Genomic DNA, 24,050 nt, shown 5'->3' on the forward strand with positions numbered 1-24,050 from the left:
ACGTTGTATGAGTGTTGATTTTAGCTTTATATCCTAATTTATTAAATGTGTCTTATCGCAAAAAAAACAAGTCGTTAAACTTGTTCATCTAAAAAATATGTAGCCTCCATATCGGCAGTACTTAGCGCAAAGGCTAAAGGGAATAACTCAAAAGCTTTACCTACATTATTTACTGGATCGCTTCCAGAAAATCCCATATGATAACGAATCGCAAAAGCTTCTTCACGACTAATGCGCATGAATGGCTGAATCATATAGACGCTTTTTTCTCCATGACCAAAGGGGATGTTGTCTTCGAATTCAAAGACATCCACTTGTTGCCACTCACCATTTATTTTTTTATTCCGGGTTCCTTTTTTATAGACACCAATTTTACATACATCATGTAACAAGGCAACTAATGCAATGGTTTCATCACTGTAGTTCATTTGATAAACGTCCTTTACTCTTTGTCTATCTAAATAATCTTTTAAGCAATGATATACATGCACACTATGTGCACATAAACCACCTTCCATATTGCCATGAAAACGTGTGCTTGCAGGTGCCGTAAAAAAATCAGAGTGAGATCCTTCTAGAAATTCTAGAAAGGCATCCGCACCTTCACGATGAATATCTTCTTTATAGATTTGAATAAATTCTTCTTTTGCGTTCATACTTTTTACCTATATTAAAAGCCCAAGAACATGAGATCTTTCCCTGTTAAGTACAGGTGGGTAATCTGTGAACAGCATTAGGATCCCCACGCGTAGCGGGTCTTCAACACAACAATTCAACATCCGATTTCCCTTATCTCGAGTGTAGGAAAAATTAATGTCCTTAGGCATTTTTATAATAACGAACTTCATAATAGAATACAAGTCTTGACTTTTTAGTACCAAATGTGCATAGTTGCAAGTACCTTTAAAAACAAGTAAAATATAAAAGGTGAAATTATGGATGGAATTTTAATTATTGATAAACCGTATGGTATGACAAGCCATGATGTTGTAAATTGGCTTCGAAAAAAATATAAACAAAAAAAGTTCGGGCACACAGGAACATTAGATCCTAACGCAACCGGGGTTTTAGTTGTTCTTTGTGGTAAATCTTGTAAATTATTACAGTTTTTAAGTGATACCGATAAAGAATATATCGGACAGATTGAATTTGGAAAAAGCACTTCTACCGATGATATTTGGGGTGAAGTAGAAGCTGAAAAAGAGGTGAATTTGGATTTTTCTTTTTCAGAAGAACTACAAAAATTTGTAGGAAAGAATCATCAATTGGTGCCTAAGACTTCTAATAAAAAAGTGAATGGTAAAAAATTAATGGACTATCAAAGAGAGGGGCTTGAAGTTCCTAAAGTCTATAGTGATATTGAAATTTATTCGATGGAAGATTTAGGAGATTATAGCTTTAAAGTCTCATGCTCAAGTGGAACCTATGTACGTAGTATTTGTCGTGATTTGGCTTTAAATACAAATAATCTAGGGTGTATGAAAAGTTTAAGACGAACGAAAGTGGGTCGCTTTACAATTGATCAGGCACAAACACTTGAAGATTTAGAAACGCAAGAACCTATCTTATATCCTTCAATCTATGTGTTGGATCATTTAGATAAAATCAATTATCAACCGATTCAAGATGTATACCAAGGAAAACGCATTCGTTTAGAGAATCCAAATCAAGAAGTATGTATTTTAGATGCAGGTGAGCCTATCGCTATCTATGAAAAAGAGCGTGAAGGTTTATTTAAAAGTAAAAGAGGTCTATGGTAATGGAAGTTATTCGTATTGATTATTCAAATGTACATAAAAATTTACCTAAGAGTTCTTGTTGTATAGGCTTTTTTGATGGATTACATACAGGGCATCAGGCTTTGATTGCAGATTGTATTAAAAAGGCAAAAAAATTAAACATTAAAAGTGGTTTGATTACATTTGATCCAGATCCTTGGAAGATTTTCTTTCCCGATCGTGTATGCAGGCATATCACAACACTTCAAGATCGTATCCAATTGGCAAGTTCAATGGGTATTGAAGTGATGTATGTGATTACTTTTTCAAAAGATTTTTCGGCATTAGATGTAGATGCTTTTCATTTGTTATTAAAAAGCATGAATGTTGACCATATCACTTGTGGATTTGATTTTAAATATGCATCTAAAAATTCTGGGAATGTGAAGACTCTACAAAGTCAAAACTATTTTGATGTTTCTGTCATTGATAGTGTCAATTCAAAAAATGAAAAGATTTCATCAAGTCGTATTGAGCCTTTGATTCAAAGTGGAAAGATTGATTTGGCTAATGAGCTTTTAGGTTATATGTATTCAATAGAAGGTTGTATTGAACATGGATTTAAAAGAGGAAGTACTTTATTGAATTTTCCTACCGCAAATCTAGGTGTAGATCCAGACTATCTAGTTCCTTCAAGTGGTGTCTATGCTGGTTTTGTCTGTGTTAAAGATACTTTATATGGTGCTATGATCAATGTGGGTAATAATCCTACATTTGAAAATAAAAAGGTTTCGATTGAAGCACATATCTTTGATTTTGATCAAGATATATATGATGAACACGTTCGGTTTTTCTTTTTGAAAAAGACACGCAATGAAATTCGTTTTGATGGTTTTGAAGCATTAAAAAAACAACTACAAAGTGATATTCTTACTTGTAAGAAAGTGATTTTACAAGATTCAAAATATGTTACGAGAACTGCATCACTTTGGGATAAGAAAGTTTTTGAGTTTAAATAACTTTTTTGATATACTTAAAGAGAAGTGAAGGTGAAATTATGGCGAAAGAATATATCGAATTAGAACCAGGTAATGAATACGGTGTTATTTCTTTAAATAAGACAGTTTTTTCTACGATTGCGAAAAATGTCATCGAAGAAGATGAAAATGTTCAACTCGCAGAAGGAACAAAACCATTTAAAACAGGTATTGTCACAAAAGTGGATGATAATAAATTGACATTATCGATTCCTGTTAAAGTCAATCACAAGGCAAATGTGAGTGATGTTTGTTTAAATCTACAAAACAAGATCTTTGAAAGTATTTCTTATATGACAGACTTTAAACCTGAAGCTATTGAAATTCAGGTGACTGGATTTATTTTTTAAGGAAATCTTTCAAAGGTTTCCTTTTTTTTAAAAATTTATGAGTGTATCTTTCGAAAATTATCTTGTAGTAGGTATTAGTTCAAGAGCTTTGTTCAATTTAGAAAAAGAAAATGAAGTTTTTGAAAAAAAAGGATTGGATGCATATCGTGAATATCAAATTATTCATGAAAACGATGTGTTAAGTCCAGGTAGTGGTTTTACGTTAGTAAAAAATTTATTAAACATCAATAAGCTTGCCAACCGAAAACTTGTTGAAGTAATTGTAATGTCAAGAAATAGTGCGGATACTTCATTGCGTATCATCAACTCATTAGAGCATTACAATATGGATATTGGACGTATGGTTTTAAGTGGAGGAGAAGATATTAGTCGATACCTTTCTGCCTTTGGTGTCGATTTATTCTTGTCGTGTAATGAAAATGATGTATCAAATGCAATTCATGCTGGCTTTGCGGCTGGTATGATCTATGCACGAGATACAAAATATAGCTTCCCTGATAATCAGATTCGTATTGCCTTTGATGCAGATGCCGTCTTATTTTCGGCAGAATCTGAAAAAATCTATCAAGAACATGGTTTAGATGCTTTTAATGAAAATGAGATTCTAAATCAGGATGTGGCTTTACAAAAAGGTCCTATGGCTTCATTGTTGAAAAGTTTATCTTGGCTTCAGAATGAAACGAAGGATTTAAATGTTTTGAGAACGGCCATTGTCACAGCCCGAAATAAAGATACGGGAGTTCGAGTGATAAAAACTTTAAGAGCATGGAATATTGTAGTTGATGAAGTATTCTTTATGCAAGGCGCAAAAAAAGCGGATGTGCTAGCTTGTTTTGGCGCCAATATATTTTTTGATGATCAAGACGTGCATGCAGCACCTGCAAGTGATGTAGTGCCTAGTGCCCGTGTACTATATAGAGAAGGAGAAATGTAAATGAATAGACATGAACAACGTGTAATTGCGATGCAAAGTGTATATCAACACTTATTATTAGGAAAGGATATTCGTAAATGTGTATTTGATGTAATGAAAGGTTCAAATGACATTGATGGATATTTATACAGTTTAACAATGGGAACAGTAGAAAACAAAGAAGCATTTGAACAAAAAATTAATGAATTGTTGCGAGATGACTGGGATTTTGATCGTTTAAGTATGTTAGAACAAGCTATTTTGTTGATTTCTTTCCAGGAAATCTTGGCAAATGATACACCAAAGGCAGTAGTCATTAATGAAGCAATTACTTTAGCAAAAAAATATTGTGATGATAACTCATATAAATTATTAAATGGAGTTCTTGACCAGCTATGAGAAATGAAATGGTTGTAAGTATTTCAAGTGTTATTGCTCGTATAAAAAACGTTTTAACACAAACAATGGACCTAGATGGAATTTGGGTTCAAGGCGAAATCAGCAACCTTACAAAACATCGTTCAGGACATTATTATTTTTCTTTAAAAGATAAAAGTGGTGAAATGAGCTGTGTTATGTTTTCAAGCTATGTGTCACGATTAAATTTTGATGTACAAGAAGGTATGCGTGTACTTATTTCAGGAAGCATCAATGTTTATGAACAAAGAGGCAGTCTCCAACTTGTGATTCGTCAAATGAAGCAGGATGGCTTAGGGAATCTTTTTTTAGAGTTTGAAAAAAGAAAGCAAGATCTTTTAAAGGTTGGTTATTTTGCAGAAGATCATAAGAAATCTAAACCCGAATATATTGAAAATATTGGTGTTATTACCGGTGCTAATGCTGCTGCTTTACAAGATGTGCTGTCTACGATTCAAAGGCGTTGGCCCATGATGAAAGTTACATTGTATCCAAGTCTTGTCCAAGGAAATTTAGCTCCAAAAAGTTTGATTCAATCATTGAAAAAGGCAGATCTTTGTGGACATGATGCATTGTTGATTGTGCGTGGAGGTGGAAGCTTTGAGGACTTATTCTGTTTCAATGATGTAGAACTTGTCAAAACAATTTATGATTTAAATACATACATTGTAAGTGGTGTAGGCCATGAAGTGGATACGACTTTATGTGATTTAGTATGTGATCATAGAAGTGTTACTCCAACTGCTGCAGCACAATGGGTCAGTATAGATCAAAATGAAGTAATGGCAAAAATTATAAAAGATAAAGTGTTATTATCTAGAAACATGTCTATTATATTGGATCAATATAGATCCAAATTGAATTTATACCAGAATCATCCATATTTAAAGGATCCTAAGTCTTTTATTATTGAAAAACAATTAAAGTTGGATGCATATAACACGCAATTAGAGCATGCATTATCTTTAGAACTTCAAAAGATGAACTTAATTTTAAATTCTCGTGAGCAATTGGGTTTAAATATGAATCGAATATTAAAATATCATGAAAATAAACTTTTAAATATTCCAGAAAAACTTGAAATAAGTATGCAAACTAAATTACAAGATGCAAGGCATTTATTGCAGCGAGATTGTGCTTTATTAGATGCTTATTCTCCTTTAAAAGTTCTTTCTCGAGGGTATAGTATTTCTAAAATAGAAAATAAAGTCATTAATAGTATTAGTGATGTCAATAAGGATGATATAATGGTAACTAGGGTGCATGATGGTAGTATTACTTCTCGAATAACATCTTGTAAGGAGGAATAGGATGGCCGCAAAACAATTAAAATTTCAAGAAGCTATGAAACGCTTAGATGAGATAGTAACTTTATTAAACAATAATGAGTTAGAACTTGAAGAGGCAATGTCATTGTTTGAAGAGGGTTTAAAATTAAGTGCTCAATGTGAAAAGCAGCTTAAGAAATTTGAAAATAAAATGGATCAGTTGATGGAGGTGAATCAAGATGTTAGTGAATAAGGAATTTGAAGATTATTTATTGATGCGTGTACAAGAAAACGATGATAGTCGTACTAAAGATGCCATGGCCTATTCATTGATGAATGGTGGTAAAAGAGTGCGTCCAATGTTGTTATTTTCTGTATTAGAAGGATATGGAATCGAAGCAAGATTTGGATATCCTTGTGCTTGCGCTATTGAAATGATTCATACATATTCATTGGTTCATGATGATCTTCCAGCTATGGATAATGATGATTTACGTCGTGGTAAGCCTAGTTGCCATAAAGCTTATGATGAAGCAACAGCTATACTTGCAGGGGATGGTCTACTTACAAAGGCATTTGAAGTTGTATTAGATAGTGAGTGTAGTGCAGAACAAAAGGTAGCTTTAGTTAAAGCTCTTTCGTGGTATGCAGGAATTGATGGCATGATTTATGGTCAAACATTGGATTTGCAGGCTGAAAACGATAAGAATCCTACATTTGCATTGTTACAAGAAATCGACCATTATAAAACAAGTAAATTATTAACTTTACCTTTAGTGTGTGGTTGTATATTGGCAAATAAATTTGATGATGTTGACAGCTTTAGAAAAATTGGTCTTGTATTAGGTTTAGAATTTCAAATGCAGGATGATATCTTGGATGTAACGGGTAGTGAAGAAGTAGTTGGAAAATCATTGAGTGATGAAGATAATAATAAGGTTACAGCTGTATCTTTATTAGGACTAAATGGTGCTAGAGATATGGTAAAAAGCTATGACGAAACGATTCGAAAAGAACTAGGAAAAGTCAGCTGTGATGTGACTTCTTTGATAAAAGTATTAGATAGTTTAATTAAGCGTACATATTAATATATAGATATTTTTCACAAAAAGAGGTATATTATTAATAGCTAAAACTAGTCTTTAGCGGACTAGTTTTTTTAACGAGGGTTTAAAAATGAAAAAGATATGTCAAGTGTATGATATTGAATCGCCTAGTCAAATCAAAGATTTATCGATTGAAGAACTCACACAATTATGTAGTGATATTCGAGCTTTTTTGATTGATTCAATCTCAAAGACAGGTGGTCATTTATCAAGTAATTTAGGAATTGTAGAAGTCACAGTGGCTATGCACTATGTCTTCGATTCACCTAAAGATAAAATGATTTTTGATGTAGGTCATCAGTGTTACACACATAAAATATTAACGGGTAGATCTACACAATTTGCGACTTTACGAAAAAAAGGTGGTCTTTCTGGATATCAGAAAAGAAGTGAAAGTAAATATGATTGTTGGGAAGCGGGACATTCTTCAACATCTTTATCGGCTGCACTTGGTTATGCGATAGCACGTGATCTTTTGCACGAGGATTATCAAGTGATTGCTCTAATTGGAGATGGCTCATTAACAGGTGGAATGGCTTTAGAGGCCCTAAATGATATTGGTTCTAAACAAAAGAAAATGGTCATCATTTTTAATGATAATAATATGTCGATTTCTAAAAATTATAGTGGTGTGGAAAAACGTATCACAGATATTCGGGCTTCTCATTTATATTTGGATCTTAAACATGATGTAAAGAATAATTTGAAATCTAATAAATTAGGAAGTAATGTATTGAGTACATTGTCGCATTTTAGAGATAAGATCAAGGATGAAGTGATTGATGCACCATTATTTAAGGAATTTAATTTGGATTATATGGGACCTGTTGATGGTCATGACATTCAAAGTTTGATTAAAGTATTTCAAGCTGCAAAAGAGCATGATGGCCCAATTGTTGTGCATGTTTTAACTCAAAAAGGAAAAGGCTATAAATATGCAGAGCAAGACAAAGTTGGAAAATGGCATGGGGTTAGTCCATTCGATGTTGCGACAGGCAAATCTTTAAGTATACTTCCTCCAAATGAAATTTCTTGGTCACAAGTTATTTCAAATACTGTGATGGATCTTGCTCAAAAAGATAAGACTATTGTGGCAATTACACCTGCTATGGCTCAGGGAAGTAAATTATTGGAATTTCAAAAACGTTTCCCTGATCGTTTCTTTGATTGTGGTATTGCCGAGCAACATGCCGTAACTATGGCTTGTGCAATGGCATTTGGTGGGCTAAAACCATTTGTGAGTATCTATTCATCTTTCCTTCAAAGAGCCTATGATCAAGTGAATCATGATATGGCAAGAATGAATGTGCCAGTTGTGATTGGTATTGATCGTTGTGGTCTTGTTGGAGATGATGGAGAAACGCATCAAGGCGTATTTGATATTGCGATGCTAAGAAGTATTCCAAATCTAGTGTTATCACAGCCTAAAGATGCTAATGAAGCGCAAAACTTGATTTATACTGCATTCCAATCAAACAAACCATTCTGTGTTCGTTATCCAAGAGGTAATGTGAAGTACGTAAAGAATAAATCTTATTCCCTGATTCCTATTGGCTCTTGGGAAAAATTCGTGATTGGAACGCCATCACAGATTGTGATTACATATGGTACAGATGTAGATCATGTAATAAATAAAGCTAGAGAAAATAAAATGGGTTTACTTGTAGTAAACGCACGTTTCTTTAAGCCAATTGATGAAATTATGATGAAAGATTTAATAAAGATGAATCTTCCAATCACTGTATATGAAACGGATGTTAAGATTTGCGGATTATCAAGTGCAATTTTAGAGTTTATGAATACATTAGATGAAAAAATTCATATCTTAGGAATTGGTGATCATTATGTTTGTCATGGTTCTATTCGATCTTTACGTATTCAAGAAGGTATTAGTACGGAATGTCTATTTGAGGAATTAGAGAAAAATGAGTAAATTGCGTTTAGATAAAGCTTTATTAAATGAGATTTCATCGCGAGCAAAAGCTCAAGATATGATCAAAGAAGGCAAGGTCAGTGTTAACGGAAAGGTCATAACGAAAGCAAGTTTTCTTGTAATTGATGAAGATGAAATTGTAGTAGCTCATACTGAAGATGAATTTGTTTCGCGTGGTGCTTTCAAATTAAAAGGATGTTTAGATAAGTATAATGTGGATATTAAAAATCAGGTTGTACTTGATATAGGTGCGAGTACTGGTGGATTTACGGATGTTTGTCTTCGTTATGGTGCTAAAAAAGTTTATGCCTTAGATGTAGGTCATTTACAACTCGCAAAAGAATTAGATGAAGATTTGCGTGTGATCAAAATGGAAGGGTGCAACGCAAGAGAAATTGTACCTGAATGGTTTGATGAAACTATTGATTTTATGTGTATGGATGTAAGTTTTATATCTTGTAAAACAATTTTAGAACATGTTTTAAATGTATTTTCTATCAATCATATTGCGATACTGGTAAAACCACAATTTGAATGTGGACCTCAAGCGTTGAATAAGCATGGTGTTTTGAAAAATTCAAAGCTTGCCTTACAAATTGTTGAAGATGTGAAAGCATTTCTATTTCAATATTATAGAAATGTTAAAGCTATGCCAAGTATTCTAGAAGGAAGAAGTGGCAATCAGGAGTATATGGTGTATGCTAAAGATTTAAGAATATCTTAATGTGAAGATATTCTTATTTTATTATTTATCGATTCACAATGGATTATAAACATTTATTTTCATTTGATTTTAAGTTAAAATAATAAGTAGACTTGAGGTGATTTTGTGATTGAACAATTGTCGGTAAAAGATTATGTTTTATTCAAATCTTGTATTATAGATTTTACTAAAGGGATGAGTGTTATTACTGGTGAAACGGGAGCTGGTAAATCCTTATTGATTGATGCGATTGGATATTTGAGTGGAGATCGTATTAAATCCAATGTGATTCGTAAAGGAAAAGAGAAGGCTATTTTATCTATGGTTTTAACTTCAAATGATGAAGTCAATTCGATTCTGGAAGAAAATGGATTTGATGTAGATGATCAAGTCATCATTTCACGTACAATTTTAAATAATAATAAAAGTACAGTACGAATCAATCAACAGATCACAACACTTTCTTTTGTGCGTAAGATTGTAAATCTATTAGTCGATATTCATTCACAAATGGATACATATCGCTTGATGGATACTAAACTACAAATGGAATTATTGGATAGCTATGCCAAGGTTGAAAATTTAAAATCATCTGTAAAAGAGGCTTATACTTCCTATTCAAATATTTTAAATGAATTGGAAACATTAAAAAATGAAGAGTTTTCCGATGCAGAATTAGAGTTTTTAACAGCGCAGCTAGATGAAATTGAAAATGCGAATATTCAAGAAAATGAATTAGAGACTTTAAATTCACAAATTCATGAAGCAACAAATTGGCTTAAAAATAAAGAAGATCTTTCTTTGTGTCTGTATGAAATGGATAAAGAAAATGGGGCTTTGGATGCTTTATATACTTTGTATAAACAAGCTTCAAAATCATCGATTCTAAATGTGTATGAAGAAACATTTAAAAATTTATATTATTCCTTACAAACTGTCGATGAAGAACTTAAACATGTGCGTGATACACATTCTAGTGATACCTTAGATTTGGATAGTCTTCAAAATCGTCAATATTTGATCAAGAAATTATATCGAAAATATGGTGGTTCTTATGAATCTTTAATGGAGTCTAAAAAGAATATCATGGATAAAATTGATCGAATTATTCATCGTCAGGATGTATTTGATAAGTTAGAAAAAGAAAAAGAAAAAGCATTTGCAGCTTATATGAAGTTAGCAAATGAATTATCTACTAAAAGAAAAAATAGTTTTAGTGAACTTGAATCAATGGTGATGTTGCATTGTAAAGATTTAATGTTAGAAAATGCTCGCTTTAAAATCTCGTGTACGGAAAGGAAACCTTCTAGTAATGGTATTGATGAAATTGAGTTTTTGGTGTCAATGAATCCAGGTCAAGACTTCTCTAGTTTAAGTGTATCGGCAAGTGGTGGCGAACTATCTCGTTTGATGTTGGCATTAAAAGTGGTATTCCAGGCATCAAAGGGAATTGAAACCATTATTTTTGATGAAATTGATACAGGTGTCAGCGGTAAAGTAGCTCTTGCGATGGGTGCTAAAATGAAGGCTTTATCAAATAAGTATCAAGTATTATGTATTACGCATTTAGCTAGTGTTGCCGTTTATGCAAATATGCATTATTTAGTAAGTAAAAAATCTACTTCAAATGAAACAATCACAAGTGTTCAAGAACTTGATCAAGATCAAACAATCCAAGAATTAGCAATCATGACAAGCGGTGAAGCGAGCGTAAAGGCAAAAGAATCCATGCAAGATCTATGGGTGAAAATTCATGGCTAGAGTCATTTTACATATTGATTTAAATGCTTTTTTTGCGAGTTGTGAAGAGATAAAAAATCCTGATTTAAAAGAATTTCCTGTTGCGGTAGGTTCTACTTCTAAGCGAGGTGTGATTTCAACGGCCAATTATGAAGCACGAAAATATGGTGTGCATAGTGCTATGCCTGTATATGAGGCTTTGCGACTTTGTCCAGATTTAGTATTAATTCAAGGTGACTATGGCTATTATCGTTCGATGTCTGCACAGTTTTTTACGTATTTAAAGACGTTTACACATCAAATTGAGCCTGCAAGTATTGATGAATGTTATATGGATGTAACAGAAATTATTAAGCGTTATAAAAGACCTTTGGACCTGGTGTTTGAGATTCAAAATGGCGTTTATGAAAAATGCCATTTAAATTGTTCGATTGGTGTCGCTCCCAATCGTTTTCTTGCGAAAATGGCAAGCGATATGCGCAAACCAAAAGGCATTACCGTATTAAGAAAATCGGAGCTTTCTACCAAATTATGGCCTTTGAAGATCAATGAAATGAATGGTATAGGTAAAAAGAGTGTGCCTATTTTAAATGATATGGGTATTTATACAATTGGTGATTTTGCAGATGAAAAAAATGAACAAAGGATCATGCAGACGCTTGGAAAAGCATCTTATTCTTTGATTCAAAAAGCAAGAGGAAATTCAAGCGCTACATTATGTTATTCCACAACACAAAAAAGTATTTCTGTTTCAAGAACATATTCAACTGATTTATATTCCATTAAAGAAGTAAGTAGTTGCTTAGAAAGCATAGTAAATGAATTGACACATAAAATGCAGCGCGAAAATCAAAAAGGAAAGCTTATAACATTAACACTTAGAGATACAACCTTTCATAATGCATGTCATAGTTTAAATTTAAGTACATATTCGAATACATATCCTATGATCTATGGGGCATGTAGATCTTTACTAGAAGAATATTTCGAGCCAATTGGGTATCGCTATATTGGTGTACATATCGGTTCTTTAAAGGATGCTAAACAAATTGTTGAACAAATGGATTTGTTTGCGGCGCCACAAGAAAATACAGATTATATATTGAATCGTCTAAATGAAAAAATGGATACGAAATGTTTTATAAAGGCTAGCGACTTATTGAAAAAGGAGGGATCTAATTGAGTTTAACATTGGATTATTTTATTGATGAAAATTTGAAGCTATTTCAAGATCCTGAACATTTTCGTTTTAATACGGATACAAAATTATTAGCGCAGTTTGTGCGTTTAAAAAAGCAGGAAAGAGTTTTAGATATTGGAACAAACAACGCAGCTATTCTTGTCTATTTGGATCAGTTTAATGTCAAAGAATTGGTGGGTGTTGAAATATTAGGAGAGACAAGTAAAGTGGCTCAAAAGAATGTGGATACGTTTATTAAGCATCGGGCTCGGATTGTTAATAAGCCAATACAAGAATATACAGACAATTTATTTGATGTGATTGTTTCCAATCCACCCTATTTTAAAATGAATGCAAATCAACAGCCAGAAAAATTGAATTATCGCCATTTAGGTAGAATGGAAGAGAATTTGACTTTGGAACAATTGGTTTATCATGCGAGTCGTTTATTAAAGAGTTATGGGCGTTTTTATATGGTACATCGTCCAAACCGTTTAAATGAAATCAATAGGGTTTTATATGCGAACCATTTTAGTATTCGTAATTTGCAGTTTGCGTATGATCACCGTGACAACAAAGTAAAATCTGTACTTATCGAGGCAATTAAAGAATCAAATTGTGATATGAATGTATTAGAGCCTATTTATATTTAATTTGTGTTATAATATCCTTATGGAATTAATAGATGCATTAGAGGATTATCGTCTATATTTAAGTGTTGTACAACGAAAGGCAAAAAAAACACAGAAGTCTTATATTCATGATATTGAGTCTTATATTGATTTTTTAAATAAAAGAAATATTACTGCGTTTGAATCTATATCTGTTTTAGATATTGAAGATTTTTTGGATTTTTATGCCTTGGATCATAGTGCAGCGAGTGTGAATCGAATGATTGCGAGCATTCACTCTTTTCATTTACAGATATCGATTGCACATTCTGAAATAAAGGATGTATCTTTATTAATTCATGGGATGAAATCATCTAAGCATCTGCCTGTATATTTAAGTGTGGATGAGGTAAAAAAAGTTTTTTCATCTTTTCAAGACAATGAGATTGATCAATATAATAAAACAATATTAGTTGTATTATATTCTTGTGGTCTGCGTGTAAGTGAGCTTTGTGATTTAAAGTTAAATGATGTACATTTAGTTGAAGGTATATTAAAAATAAAAGGTAAGGGAGATAAAGAAAGAATGATACCTATATCTTCTTACTGTGCTACACAGATGAAATATTATTTAGATTCTATTCGTAGTGTTTGGGATATAAAGAATGTTTCATATTTTTTTGTGAATCGTTTAGGTCATGTTTGTACTAGACAATATGTACATGTAATGATTAAACAAAAAGTAAATGAATTAAATTTAAATCCGCAAATTTCTGCACATAGTTTCAGGCATTCTTTTGCGACACATTTATTGGATGGAGATGCAGATTTAAGAATCGTTCAGGAACTATTGGGTCATAGTAATATACAGACTACGCAGATTTACACGCATATTCAAGATAAGCGTTTGTCAAATGTTTATGATCGTTGTTTTCAAAAAATAGAAAAGCCAAAGGAGGAGTAGTATATGTCATGTGAAGGTTGTCCTTCTCAAGGAAAATGTGGAAAGAACAGTGAAACATGTGGAATTCAATCGAATCCAGATAACCACATTAAAAATATTATCACTGTAATGTCTGGTAAGGGTGGGGTTGGTAAATCCACTGTTACTGTTATGTTGGCTAAGGCTATGGCTAAAAAAGGTTTAAAAGTGGGGATTATGGATGCGGATATTACAGGTCCTAGTATTCCTAGACTTTTAGCTTTGACAAATGAACATGCGTATGGCAATGAAAAAAAACAATTGCTTCCAGTTGAATCTAAAGAAGGAATTAAAGTAATGTCTTTAAACTTCTTAGTTCAAGCTGAATCAGATCCAGTCATTTGGCGCGGTCCTGTTATCGGTGGTGTTGTAAAACAATTCTATACAGATGTTGTATGGGGCGATTTGGATGTCTTGTTGATTGATATGCCTCCTGGAACTGGTGATGTAGCTTTAACAATTATGCAGTCCATTCCAGTACAGGGTGTTGTGATGGTTTCTACACCGCAGCCAATGGTAAGTATGATTGTAGAAAAGGCTTGTCACATGTGTGAAAAGATGGAAGTCAAGGTTTTGGGTATCATTGAAAATATGGCATATTTAGAATGTCCAAATTGTCATGAAAGAATTGAATTCTATAAGAAGGAAGATGTGGAAACATTGTGTAATTCAACATGTACAAAATTATATGGAACTCTTCCTATGTTGGATTTAATTCGTGATATCAATGAATATGATGCTTATTCTAAAGAGCAACAAGAAAAAGTAGATGCATATCTAAGTGGTATTGCGACTGAAGTCTTAGAAGATATTGCCTAATGGAGTATGTACTTCATCGTAAGTCCAATTGTAAAAAAATAAAAATTCGTGTCGTAGAAGGAGTGGTTCAGGTGAGCGCTCCTTTCACTGTTTCTAAAAGAGAAATTGATAGATTTGTGCATGAACAAGAAGCTTGGATCGAAAATCAATTAAATAAATGTGCTTTATCCAAAGAAAATGATTTGATTTCTTTATTGGGTAATGAATATAAGTTGCATTATATGAATAAAAGGATTTGTTATGTTGAAGGCAATGATTTATATTTGTATCCTGATAAAACACTCATCCAAAGATTCTTGAAACAAAATGTTAAGAAATATATAGATCTTCGTTTTAAATTCTTTTGCGAACAATTAAATATACATGATATTTCTTTACAATATGGCTTTTATAAGAGCAAGTGGGGTAGTTGTACACCGAGTAAACATAAGATTTGTTTCAATGTGAATCTTATATTTATGCCTTTAGAATTTGTGGATGCGATTATTCTTCATGAACTTGCACACTTGTATCATTTAAATCATTCAAAAGATTTCTATAGTTTACTATGTACTTGGATGCCAAACTATAAAGAGATCATAAAGAAATATAAAAAGATTTCAATTCCTAATTTGTACTAAAAAAGAGCTCGAATGAGCTCTGTTTTTTATACGTTAATTGCAGCATGCATTCCTAATGCATCTTTTTCTTTTGTTAGAATTGGATCAATGAAGTCTTTGAAGAATTCTTCTGTTTGTTGAACAGAACGACCTACGAAGTTTTCTGGTTTCATGATAGAAAGAATTTGTTCTTTTGTCATGCCAAATTTTGGATCCGCTGCAATACGATCAATCAAATCATTTGGCTTACCTTCTTCTTTAACAACACGTCCTGCTGCCATTGAGTGTTGACGAATCAATTCGTGTAATTCTTGACGGTCACCACCTGCTTTAACAGCATCCATCATAATGTTTTCTGTAGCCATGAATGGCAATTCCTTTAATAAGTTAGCTTCTACAACTTTTGGATAAACAACCAAACCATCACTTACATTTAAGTAAAGGTCTAATAGTCCATCTGTTGCTAAGAAGGCTTCAGCAATCGAAATACGTTTGTTTGCAGAATCATCTAATGTTCTTTCAAACCATTGAGTACTTGCAGTAATGGCAGGGTTAATTGAATCAGCAATAATGTAGTTTGCTAAAGCAGCCATTCTTTCTGAACGCATTGGATTACGTTTGTAGGCCATTGCGCTTGAACCAATTTGTGATTTTTCAAATGGTTCCTCGATTTCTTTCATATGTTGTAATAAACGAATATCATTACTGAATTTGTGTGCACTTTGAGCAACTTGAACCAATACTTGTAATACTTGAGTATCGTATTTACGAGTATATGTTTGTCCACTGACTGCGAAATATTGGTTATAACCTAATTTCTCACAAATTTTTTTATCTAAAGCTTTAACTTTGTCTGTATCTCCTTCAAACAATTCCATAAAGCTTGCTTGTGTACCAGTAGTACCTTTGCATCCTAATAACTTTTTATTGTCTAATAAGTGTTGGATTTCAACATAATCCATATATAGGTCTTGTGCCCATAAGCTCGCTCTTTTTCCTACAGTTGTTGGCTGTGCTGGTTGGAAGTGTGTAAAGGCTAGACATGGCATATCTTTGTATTTCAATGCGAATTCTTCTAACTTTTCTAATACGTTGACAATCTTTTTTTGTACAAGCTCTAAAGCTTCGTGCATTATAATTAAGTCTGTGTTATCTCCTACATAGCAGCTTGTTGCTCCTAAGTGAATGATTCCTTTAGCTTTAGGACATTGTACTCCATACGCATATACGTGTGACATTACGTCATGACGTACTTCTTTTTCTCTAGCTTTTGCGACATCATAGTTAATATCTAAAGCATGTGCTTTTAGTTCTTCGATTTGTTCTTCTGTAATATCTAATCCTAATTCTTTTTCAGATTCAGCAAGAGCAATCCAAAGTTTTCTCCATGTTGTAAATTTTTTGTCGTTTGAAAATAATGCCTGCATTTCCTTAGATGCATATCTCTGTGAAAGAGGAGATTGGTAATATTCGTTCATTTCGTCCACCTATTCTAGTTAGATTTTCCCTAACATTAATATTATATGTGTTTCAATTTTTAAATTCAACTTCAATTGTTGTATAATAGAAGAGTCTGAAAAGGAGTACTTATGAAAACTTTATCTATATTATCTACAAAGATAAGTGCATGGGGATTACACCTTATTGGAAGAGGTGGATCTATGCCTGGTTCGATTGGTTGTAAAGTCGATAAAAATATATTAACAAAGTTAAAATTTAATGGGCCTGTCATTTTAGTTACGGGTACCAATGGTAAAACGAGTACCGCAAATATGATTACGGACTTATTTCAAAATGCGGGATATAACGTTATTTCAAATCGTAAGGGAGACAATTTAAAGGCTGGTATTGTCACTACTTTGCTTACAAATTGTAAATTGAATGGTGAAGTCAAAGCCAATGCAGTTGTCTTAGAGTGTGATGAATTAAATGTTAGACACATTCTTCCTTTTATTCCTGTTACAGATTTTGTGGTCAATAACTTTTTCCGTGATCAATTGGATCGTGCTCGTGAAATGGAGCAATTGATTGATTCAATTGAAAAGGTATTACCTGAATATAGGGGGCGTTTAATTTTAAATGGGAATGATCCAAATGTTGTTCGTTTAAAATTAGTTGCGAAGAATGCATCTATTTCTTATTTTGGTATAGATGAAAATAAATATTCAGTAAAAACTACAAAAGAAGCAAGCGAAGGAAAGTTCTGTCCTAAATGTGGTGCTAGACTTGAATATAGTTATTATCAATATTCACATATCGGTAAATTTCATTGTACAAAATGCGATTTTAAAACACCGGAAATGGATGTTTGTTTAAGAGATATTGATTTGGATAAAGAAACATTCTCAAGTGGTGGAATCAATTATAAATCTCCGTATGAAGGAATGTATTCGATGTATAATTGTGCTGTTGTTCTAGATGTCGCAAAAAACTATGACATTTCTAGCAATTGTGTTAAATCTGTATTTAGTCATGCGCCTCAACCAGCAGGAAGAAATGAAACATTTAAAGCTAATGATCAGACTTGTATTTTAAACTTGGTTAAAAATCCTACGGGAGCAAATGAAGTGATGAAGGTCATTGAAAAAGATGAATCAGATAAGACAATTGTGATTGTATTAAATGATCGTGAGCAAGATGGTACAGATGTCAGTTGGATTTATGATACTTTCTTTGAAAAGATCATGAAGGATAGCACAAAAGAAATTATTTGTACGGGACTACGTGCAAATGATATGGCTTTAAGAATTTATTATGGTGGCTATAAAGGTCCTCTAAGTGTCGTAGATACTTTGGATATTGCCGTGAAAGCTGCATTAGCTACAAAGCGCAAAACTTATGCGATTGCGACATATACAGCATTACTTCCTACGCGTAATGCGATCAAGAAGGAGATGGGCCTATGAAAGTAGTTTGGATGTATCATGATATCATGGATCTTTATGGGGATAAAGGAAATATGATGGTTCTAAAAAAGCGTTGTTTAGATCGTAATATTCCTTTTGAGTTGGATACTTGTGGTATCGGTGAAGAAAAAGATTTAAGTAAATATGATTTAATTTTCTTAGGTGGTGGTGCGGACAAGGAACAAATTAGTTTGATTCCTGATTTATTATCGCGTAAGGAAAATATAAAAAAGGCTATGGATGAAAAGACGTTTGTTCTTTTGATTTGTGGGGGCTATCAATTGTTTGGTCAATATTATATTGCAGCTAATAATGAAAAAATTTCTGGTTTACAGTTCTATGATTACTATACGGATACAGGTAAAGCTGGAAGTCGTTGTATTGGAAATATTGTGATTGATGCTAATTTAGATGGTTTAAAAACGCGTATTGTTGGTTTTGAAAATCATGGTGGTCAAACATTGAATGTAACGCATCCTTTAGGGAAAGTTTGTAAGGGATATGGAAATAGTTTTGGTGCTGGTTATGAAGGCTTCTATGATGGAAAGATTTTAGGTACATATTTACATGGTCCTTTATTACCTAAAAATCCTGAGGTTGCAGATTTTGTGATTTCAAAAGCTCTTCAAAAAAGAAATCCTGATTTTAAATATAGTGATTTAAAACCGTTAGAAGATAAATTTGAAAAAATGGCGCGTGAGGCTGTATTTAAAAAATTAGAATTATAAAAAAAGATGTCGTTTGACATCTAAAAACATAGTACATAAGGGGTTTATTATATTTTTTGACTCGAACGACAAATGCGTACTATGTTTTTTATCACTCACTCCTTTCATGGTTTTAGTATATAAGTTATATTGACATTATACATGTCGATTATGTGAGGAAAATTTATGAGAAAAATTATTTTATCCATTGTCTTAATTTTTGCAACTCTTATAACACCAATTTCAGCTTATGAAATTGATGATATACCAGAATACAATGGAAGTCCTTATATTGAGATTCATGATAATGAGCCTCAATTCAATTCGAAAGATATGAATAAAAAGAGTTTTGAATCCTATTCAAATCTGGATTCACTCAATCGACCGCAAGTAGCATTTGCGAATGTTTCAAAAGATTTAATGCCTACGACAAAACGTGGTAGTATTGGAATGGTAAAACCTACTGGATGGCATACGGTTCGATATAAGGGAATTGATGGTAAATACTTATATAATCGTTGTCATTTGATTGGTTATCAGTTAACGGGCGAAAATGCAAACCGTAAGAATTTGATAACTGGAACTCGTTATTTAAATGTTGAGGGAATGTTACCTTTTGAAAATGAGGTTACAAATTATATTAAAAAGACAAATCATCATGTTTTGTATCGTGTAACACCAATATATGATGGAGACAATTTAATTGCGGATGGCGTTCAGATTGAAGCGTATTCTATTGAAGATAAAGGTCAAGGTGTTTCGTTTAACGTATTTTGTTATAACGTACAACCGGGTATAGAAATTGATTATAAAACTGGCGATTCGAGTCGTTCAAATGAAAATATTATAAAAGAATATAAGGCTGATGAAGAAAATATGACGTACGTATTAAATGTAAATACGCATAAGTTTCATAAGCCAACGTGTTCAAGTGTTAAATTAATGAAGGATGCAAACAAAATTGAAACAAATGAATCAAGAGATGTATTGATAAACAATGGGTATTCCCCTTGTAAAAATTGCAATCCATAGGAGAAAATCATGAAAAAAATCATTAGTATGATATGTGTATGTGTTTTATCTTTATCGTTATTTGGTTGTTCTAAACCAGAAAATAATGTTCTTTTAAAGAAGAATGTATCTTGTAAATTATTGGATGTTTTAACAATCACAAACGATTCAGATAACTCTACATACTACTATTATTTGGCAAGTATTGAAAACAAAGGAAAAAAGCCTTATGATACAAAAAATCTTTATTATACAGTAACGGATGATAATGAAAAAGAAATCAGTGTTATCGATAAATATCAATCCACACCTTCTTATGTGATTAATAAAGGCCAGAATACGTATATTTATGGTTATATCGGATTTCCAAATAATAATCAAAAGAATCTTGGATTATCTTTCAATAATAAAAAGCAATTCTTACCTTTTAAAGCTTTTAAAATTCGTGAAGCAAGCGATAAGAATGTTAAAAATTCTAAGTCTTTAAAATATACATTTTTTGAGGATGATACTTTAAAAATTGGTGTAGATGCTTCAAAGGCAAATTATGTTTATGAGAATAATGAAACAGTATTAAAAAATATTAAAATCTGTTATGAAAATAAAACAGATAAACGTATCATTGTTCCATATTTAACGCCTAGTGCAACACTTGATGGTATTGATTTAGCGAATAAGGGTGAATTTAGTAGTATGGAAGAAATTCAAAATCATGATTTTACGACCAATGGTATGGCTCCTAAAACACAGCGTTTTAAAGCAACAAATATAACTGGTTATATTCTTTATTTTTTGGATAAAAAACAAACAATTAATGCAGAAATTGAATTTCATTTTGAAAATGCGGCGCCGGATTATACTGATAAAAGTACCAAACCATTTACTGTGCATATGAATTCAAAGGCTTTTGGAAAATCAAATTCATTTAAGATAGGACTTGAATAAGTCCTTTTCTTTTTAGTTCACATTGTTGTATAATTTTCGCGGTGATAATTATGAAAAAAAACAAAGGATTAGTTCTTGAAGGCGGAGGCTTTCGAGGAATGTATACATGTGGTGTTATTGATGTGTTTATGGAAAATCACATTGATTTTGATCAAGTTGTTGGTGTGAGTGCGGGTGCAGCATTTGGATGTAATATTAAGTCTAGACAAATAGGACGTGCATTACGTTACAATAAACGTTTTTGTAGAGATCCTAGATATTCTGGATTAAAGAGTTTTATAAAAACTGGAGATTTATACAACAAAGAATTCGCATATGGGATTGTACCAACGATTCTAGATCCATTTGATACAAAGACATTTAAAGAAAATCCATTACGATTTACTTTAGTATGTACAGATATTCATACTGGAAAACCTATTTATCATGAAATTGAAAATGGAGATGCCATAGATATTGAATGGATTCGTGCATCTTCATCGATTCCGATTGTTTCTAAACCAGTGAAACTAGATGGTTATGAATTATTAGATGGTGGTGTGAGCGATTCGATTCCAGTTGATTGGATGTTAGAAAGATCTTGTAAAACAGTTGTAGTACTAACAAGAGATAAATCATATCGAAAAAAGCCAATGAAATATATTAATCTTTTAAAGAAAGCTTTCAAAGAATATCCTAAATTACAGAAAGCGTTAGAAAATCGGCATATTGTATATAATGAAACACTAGATCGAATTGAACAATTAGAAAGGGAAGGGCGCATTTTCGTGATTCGACCATCTAAGCCAATTGCGTGTGCAATGATTGAAAAGGATCCAAATCATCTACAAGAAATTTATGATATTGGAAGAAAAGATGCACTAAACTGTTTAAATGATTTAAAAGAGTATTTGTGAAGTGCTTCACATAATGAGCTGTGATATACTAATACAAATATTTAGGAGTTGAAAAGTATGGACATTTTTAAAAAGCCAGGACGCATTCTATTAACAATTATGATTATATTAGCTATTGTTTGTCCGTATCGTGTTCATATGTATAAAACTAAGATTGAAGAAATCCAGTCAGGTAAACTTCAAATTGAAGATATACAGTATGCTGCATCAGATCTACATCCATATTCAGCATATTTAATGACAATCCCATATATCATTATTGAAGTGATGCTAGGATCTCTATATTATGTAAGAACTAGAGATTGATGGACTCTCTGATTTACCGTGAAATAAAAAAAGATGGACAAACTCTACGTCTTGATTCAAATCAGAGAATCTCTTAGATAAGCTATAAATCCATATTAATGTTGTTATGCCATGAAAAGATTTTTAATACATAGATTCATTTATCAATATATAGATTAATTGAATCATTACTTTACAAAATAGTCTATTATTCTGATAAATGAATCTTATTAAGACATATCCATTATATTATGCGTATAAAAAAAGCAGATTCTTTTTAATTTTATTAAAGATCTGCTTTTATTTTGATTCTACTAAAATTACATAAGATAGATTATGCGAAGAGTTATTGTATTCGTGAAACTAAGCGTTACGTTTACGATTGTTTTCATGAAACTAACAGCTTCTTTAAGAAACTAACAACTTCTTTTAAGAAATTATCTTGTTTCTTCATTATGAAACTAAGAACTTCTTTTACGAAAATATCTTGTTTACGTAATATGAAAGTAACAGATTCTTTTACGAAAAAGATTTGTTCTCACTTCATGAAACTAAGAACTTCCAAAGTTTATTTTGCTTGTTTGTGAAAGCACAAAAAAACAAAGAAACAAAAAGTCTCTTTGTTCTAGTTGCAACATTTTGATCTATTTAGCTTCTTTTTTCTTATAATACCAATAACAGAAACTAATAAAAATTATGTCTGAAATGCACATAATGATTTTCCCCGTATCATGTATATATATACTATACAGAATCAATACTGTAGTAATGGTAAAAAAAGAAATCATTTTCCATTTTGAATAATCCGTAAATTGCACAATAAAAAATAAGATAAATTGTACAGTGAATAATAAGTAATACATACGTATTTATTATACCTCCTTATACCTGTCTAAAATTATCATACTTAAAATCTAGAAAAGTTATTATTGTTTTAGACAACATGTCTAGAAGTTGTTTACTTTGCATCTGGATATGTGTCTTCAAATTTATCAGCATATCTATTGTGCTTTTTATACTTGAAGAACATGGCAATCAAGAAAACAACAGCTACGGCACCTAAAACGTAAACCATCCAATCTAATGACATCATACACTATGTCCTCCTTTACACTTACATTGTACCATGCACCTTGATGTAATCAAAACGCTTACATACGAAAAGGTGAAAAAAACAAAGAAACATAAAGTCTCTTTGTTCTTAGGTATTCGAGATGTAATCACAGATGTTCTTAGATGCAGGTGCTTTCGATGAAGGTCTTCTCTTTTTACGAGTTGGACTTCCTGTGATGATGGCAACTACCTCTTTGGCGACTTCAGTTGGTTTCATACGATGGTATTCGTCTTCAGCCAAGATTTGTCGAACATATCGTGCGATATCGTCTGATGTTACATCTGTGTAGATTTGATGTACTTTTCCAATCACGATGTTGATCATCTTGCTTTCGTAAGCCAAGTTCTCTACATTTGTTTCTGGCATCTCGTACTTGTTCTTATCACTTTCGGCAAGCATCAGAATCTGTTCATCTTCCATTTCTTCAACCTTTGCCTGATTGACCATGTCGATGGCTCCCTTCAGCTGACCAAAGTGTTTCTTGCTGACTGACTTGATGAACTTTTCGTTAATGATTACGATTTTACCCTTTGACTGATTGTCCAGATATTCAATCATGATCCATTTGTACAGCCAGATGAGCATATTGATGATTCCACCTGTACATTCATACAGAGTATCTGAAAGCTCTTGTGCCTGTTTTTTCTTAATCGGTTTATCAAGCCACTGCCAAGTTAAAAGCATACTCAACAGGAAGTTGAAATACTCCTTATCGGATGTGTAGGCAGAAGCATTGATGTATTCCCCTGCTCGACGAGCATTACGAAGCATTCCAAACAGCTTTTTATAAGCTTCGTCTGTACCAACTAC

The 24,050-nt window shown here is 32.4% G+C and carries 27 protein-coding genes; 22 read left to right on the forward strand and 5 right to left on the reverse strand.

Annotation, left to right across the window (positions count from 1 at the left end):
• Window positions 1–74 precede the first annotated feature (74 nt).
• Window positions 75–656, reverse strand: coding sequence for a hydrolase (locus Q3907_RS04140; RefSeq protein WP_301897367.1), 582 nt, complete (start codon window positions 654–656; stop codon window positions 75–77).
• A gap of 279 nt (window positions 657–935) precedes the next feature.
• Between Q3907_RS04140 and truB the strand changes: the two genes are divergently transcribed.
• The 16 genes from truB (at window position 936) to Q3907_RS04220 (ending at window position 15,397) form a co-directional block, all read left to right on the forward strand.
• Window positions 936–1,760, forward strand: a complete 825-nt coding sequence (truB, locus tag Q3907_RS04145; protein ID WP_295647097.1) for a tRNA pseudouridine(55) synthase TruB — start codon at window positions 936–938, stop codon at window positions 1,758–1,760.
• Window positions 1,760–2,737: a bifunctional riboflavin kinase/FAD synthetase gene (locus Q3907_RS04150; RefSeq protein ID WP_301897368.1), complete on the forward strand. Its 978-nt coding sequence runs from the start codon at window positions 1,760–1,762 to the stop codon at window positions 2,735–2,737. The genes truB and Q3907_RS04150 overlap by 1 nt, the downstream gene beginning before the upstream one ends.
• A gap of 38 nt (window positions 2,738–2,775) precedes the next feature.
• A complete protein-coding gene (locus Q3907_RS04155; protein WP_295562929.1) occupies window positions 2,776–3,105 on the forward strand; it encodes an Asp23/Gls24 family envelope stress response protein in 330 nt (109 codons plus the stop codon).
• A 37-nt stretch (window positions 3,106–3,142) separates the two neighbouring features.
• Window positions 3,143–4,039: a 5'-nucleotidase gene (locus Q3907_RS04160; protein WP_295562931.1), complete on the forward strand. Its 897-nt coding sequence runs from the start codon at window positions 3,143–3,145 to the stop codon at window positions 4,037–4,039.
• On the forward strand, window positions 4,040–4,417 hold the full coding sequence (gene nusB, locus Q3907_RS04165; RefSeq protein WP_295647092.1) for a transcription antitermination factor NusB: 378 nt from the start codon (window positions 4,040–4,042) through the stop codon (window positions 4,415–4,417).
• Window positions 4,414–5,745, forward strand: a complete 1,332-nt coding sequence (gene xseA, locus Q3907_RS04170; protein WP_301897369.1) for an exodeoxyribonuclease VII large subunit — start codon at window positions 4,414–4,416, stop codon at window positions 5,743–5,745. The genes nusB and xseA overlap by 4 nt, the downstream gene beginning before the upstream one ends.
• Before the next feature lies 1 nt (window position 5,746).
• Window positions 5,747–5,956: an exodeoxyribonuclease VII small subunit gene (xseB, locus tag Q3907_RS04175; protein WP_295560644.1), complete on the forward strand. Its 210-nt coding sequence runs from the start codon at window positions 5,747–5,749 to the stop codon at window positions 5,954–5,956.
• Window positions 5,943–6,791, forward strand: a complete 849-nt coding sequence (locus Q3907_RS04180) for a polyprenyl synthetase family protein (protein WP_295647084.1) — start codon at window positions 5,943–5,945, stop codon at window positions 6,789–6,791. The genes xseB and Q3907_RS04180 overlap by 14 nt, the downstream gene beginning before the upstream one ends.
• An 88-nt stretch (window positions 6,792–6,879) precedes the next feature.
• Window positions 6,880–8,742: a 1-deoxy-D-xylulose-5-phosphate synthase gene (gene dxs / locus Q3907_RS04185; RefSeq protein WP_301897370.1), complete on the forward strand. Its 1,863-nt coding sequence runs from the start codon at window positions 6,880–6,882 to the stop codon at window positions 8,740–8,742.
• Window positions 8,735–9,466 carry a TlyA family RNA methyltransferase gene (locus Q3907_RS04190; protein ID WP_301897371.1) on the forward strand — a complete coding sequence of 244 codons (732 nt, stop codon included), beginning with the start codon at window positions 8,735–8,737 and terminating at the stop codon, window positions 9,464–9,466. The genes dxs and Q3907_RS04190 overlap by 8 nt, the downstream gene beginning before the upstream one ends.
• Window positions 9,467–9,571: 105 nt before the next feature.
• The gene (gene recN / locus Q3907_RS04195; protein ID WP_295646778.1) at window positions 9,572–11,206 is read left to right on the forward strand and encodes a DNA repair protein RecN; all 1,635 of its coding nucleotides are present in this window, start codon (window positions 9,572–9,574) and stop codon (window positions 11,204–11,206) included.
• Window positions 11,199–12,368: a DNA polymerase IV gene (gene dinB, locus Q3907_RS04200; protein ID WP_301897372.1), complete on the forward strand. Its 1,170-nt coding sequence runs from the start codon at window positions 11,199–11,201 to the stop codon at window positions 12,366–12,368. The genes recN and dinB overlap by 8 nt, the downstream gene beginning before the upstream one ends.
• On the forward strand, window positions 12,365–13,018 hold the full coding sequence (locus Q3907_RS04205) for a tRNA1(Val) (adenine(37)-N6)-methyltransferase (protein ID WP_301897373.1): 654 nt from the start codon (window positions 12,365–12,367) through the stop codon (window positions 13,016–13,018). The genes dinB and Q3907_RS04205 overlap by 4 nt, the downstream gene beginning before the upstream one ends.
• A gap of 19 nt (window positions 13,019–13,037) precedes the next feature.
• Window positions 13,038–13,940, forward strand: coding sequence for a tyrosine-type recombinase/integrase (locus Q3907_RS04210; RefSeq protein ID WP_301897374.1), 903 nt, complete (start codon window positions 13,038–13,040; stop codon window positions 13,938–13,940).
• 3 nt (window positions 13,941–13,943) lie between these two features.
• Window positions 13,944–14,777 (forward strand): Mrp/NBP35 family ATP-binding protein, encoded by an 834-nt coding sequence (locus Q3907_RS04215; protein ID WP_295562148.1) that lies wholly within the window; start codon window positions 13,944–13,946, stop codon window positions 14,775–14,777.
• The gene (locus Q3907_RS04220) at window positions 14,777–15,397 is read left to right on the forward strand and encodes a M48 family metallopeptidase (RefSeq protein ID WP_301897375.1); all 621 of its coding nucleotides are present in this window, start codon (window positions 14,777–14,779) and stop codon (window positions 15,395–15,397) included. The genes Q3907_RS04215 and Q3907_RS04220 overlap by 1 nt, the downstream gene beginning before the upstream one ends.
• Window positions 15,398–15,423: 26 nt before the next feature.
• Here Q3907_RS04220 and purB read toward each other — a convergent pair whose 3' ends face one another.
• Window positions 15,424–16,854, reverse strand: a complete 1,431-nt coding sequence (gene purB / locus Q3907_RS04225; RefSeq protein ID WP_301897376.1) for an adenylosuccinate lyase — start codon at window positions 16,852–16,854, stop codon at window positions 15,424–15,426.
• A 111-nt stretch (window positions 16,855–16,965) separates the two neighbouring features.
• On the opposite strand from purB, the gene Q3907_RS04230 reads away from it, so the two are divergent.
• The 6 genes from Q3907_RS04230 (at window position 16,966) to Q3907_RS04255 (ending at window position 22,147) form a co-directional block, all read left to right on the forward strand.
• On the forward strand, window positions 16,966–18,282 hold the full coding sequence (locus Q3907_RS04230) for a Mur ligase family protein (RefSeq protein WP_295646238.1): 1,317 nt from the start codon (window positions 16,966–16,968) through the stop codon (window positions 18,280–18,282).
• On the forward strand, window positions 18,279–19,010 hold the full coding sequence (locus Q3907_RS04235) for a type 1 glutamine amidotransferase (RefSeq protein WP_295646241.1): 732 nt from the start codon (window positions 18,279–18,281) through the stop codon (window positions 19,008–19,010). Before Q3907_RS04230 ends, Q3907_RS04235 begins: the two co-directional genes overlap by 4 nt.
• A 165-nt stretch (window positions 19,011–19,175) precedes the next feature.
• Window positions 19,176–20,021 (forward strand): DNA/RNA non-specific endonuclease, encoded by an 846-nt coding sequence (locus Q3907_RS04240; protein WP_301897377.1) that lies wholly within the window; start codon window positions 19,176–19,178, stop codon window positions 20,019–20,021.
• A gap of 9 nt (window positions 20,022–20,030) precedes the next feature.
• Window positions 20,031–20,945, forward strand: coding sequence for a hypothetical protein (locus Q3907_RS04245; RefSeq protein ID WP_301897379.1), 915 nt, complete (start codon window positions 20,031–20,033; stop codon window positions 20,943–20,945).
• 50 nt (window positions 20,946–20,995) lie between these two features.
• The gene (locus tag Q3907_RS04250) at window positions 20,996–21,841 is read left to right on the forward strand and encodes a patatin family protein (protein WP_301897381.1); all 846 of its coding nucleotides are present in this window, start codon (window positions 20,996–20,998) and stop codon (window positions 21,839–21,841) included.
• A gap of 57 nt (window positions 21,842–21,898) precedes the next feature.
• Complete coding sequence (locus Q3907_RS04255; protein WP_295646252.1) at window positions 21,899–22,147, forward strand: hypothetical protein; 249 nt, start codon at window positions 21,899–21,901, stop codon at window positions 22,145–22,147.
• A gap of 623 nt (window positions 22,148–22,770) precedes the next feature.
• Here the strand turns inward: Q3907_RS04255 and Q3907_RS04260 are convergent.
• From Q3907_RS04260 to Q3907_RS04270, 3 genes are all read right to left on the reverse strand, one after another.
• Window positions 22,771–22,989 carry a hypothetical protein gene (locus Q3907_RS04260; protein ID WP_301897383.1) on the reverse strand — a complete coding sequence of 73 codons (219 nt, stop codon included), beginning with the start codon at window positions 22,987–22,989 and terminating at the stop codon, window positions 22,771–22,773.
• Window positions 22,990–23,084: 95 nt separating this feature from the next.
• On the reverse strand, window positions 23,085–23,219 hold the full coding sequence (locus Q3907_RS04265; protein WP_301897385.1) for a hypothetical protein: 135 nt from the start codon (window positions 23,217–23,219) through the stop codon (window positions 23,085–23,087).
• Window positions 23,220–23,327: 108 nt separating this feature from the next.
• Window positions 23,328–23,798 carry a hypothetical protein gene (locus Q3907_RS04270; protein WP_301897387.1) on the reverse strand — a complete coding sequence of 157 codons (471 nt, stop codon included), beginning with the start codon at window positions 23,796–23,798 and terminating at the stop codon, window positions 23,328–23,330.
• Between the last annotated feature and the right edge of the window lie 252 nt (window positions 23,799–24,050).

It is taken from the genome of uncultured Holdemanella sp., from assembly GCF_958348295.1.
In the GTDB taxonomy this organism is placed as follows: Bacteria; Bacillota_I; Bacilli_A; order Erysipelotrichales; family Erysipelotrichaceae; genus Holdemanella.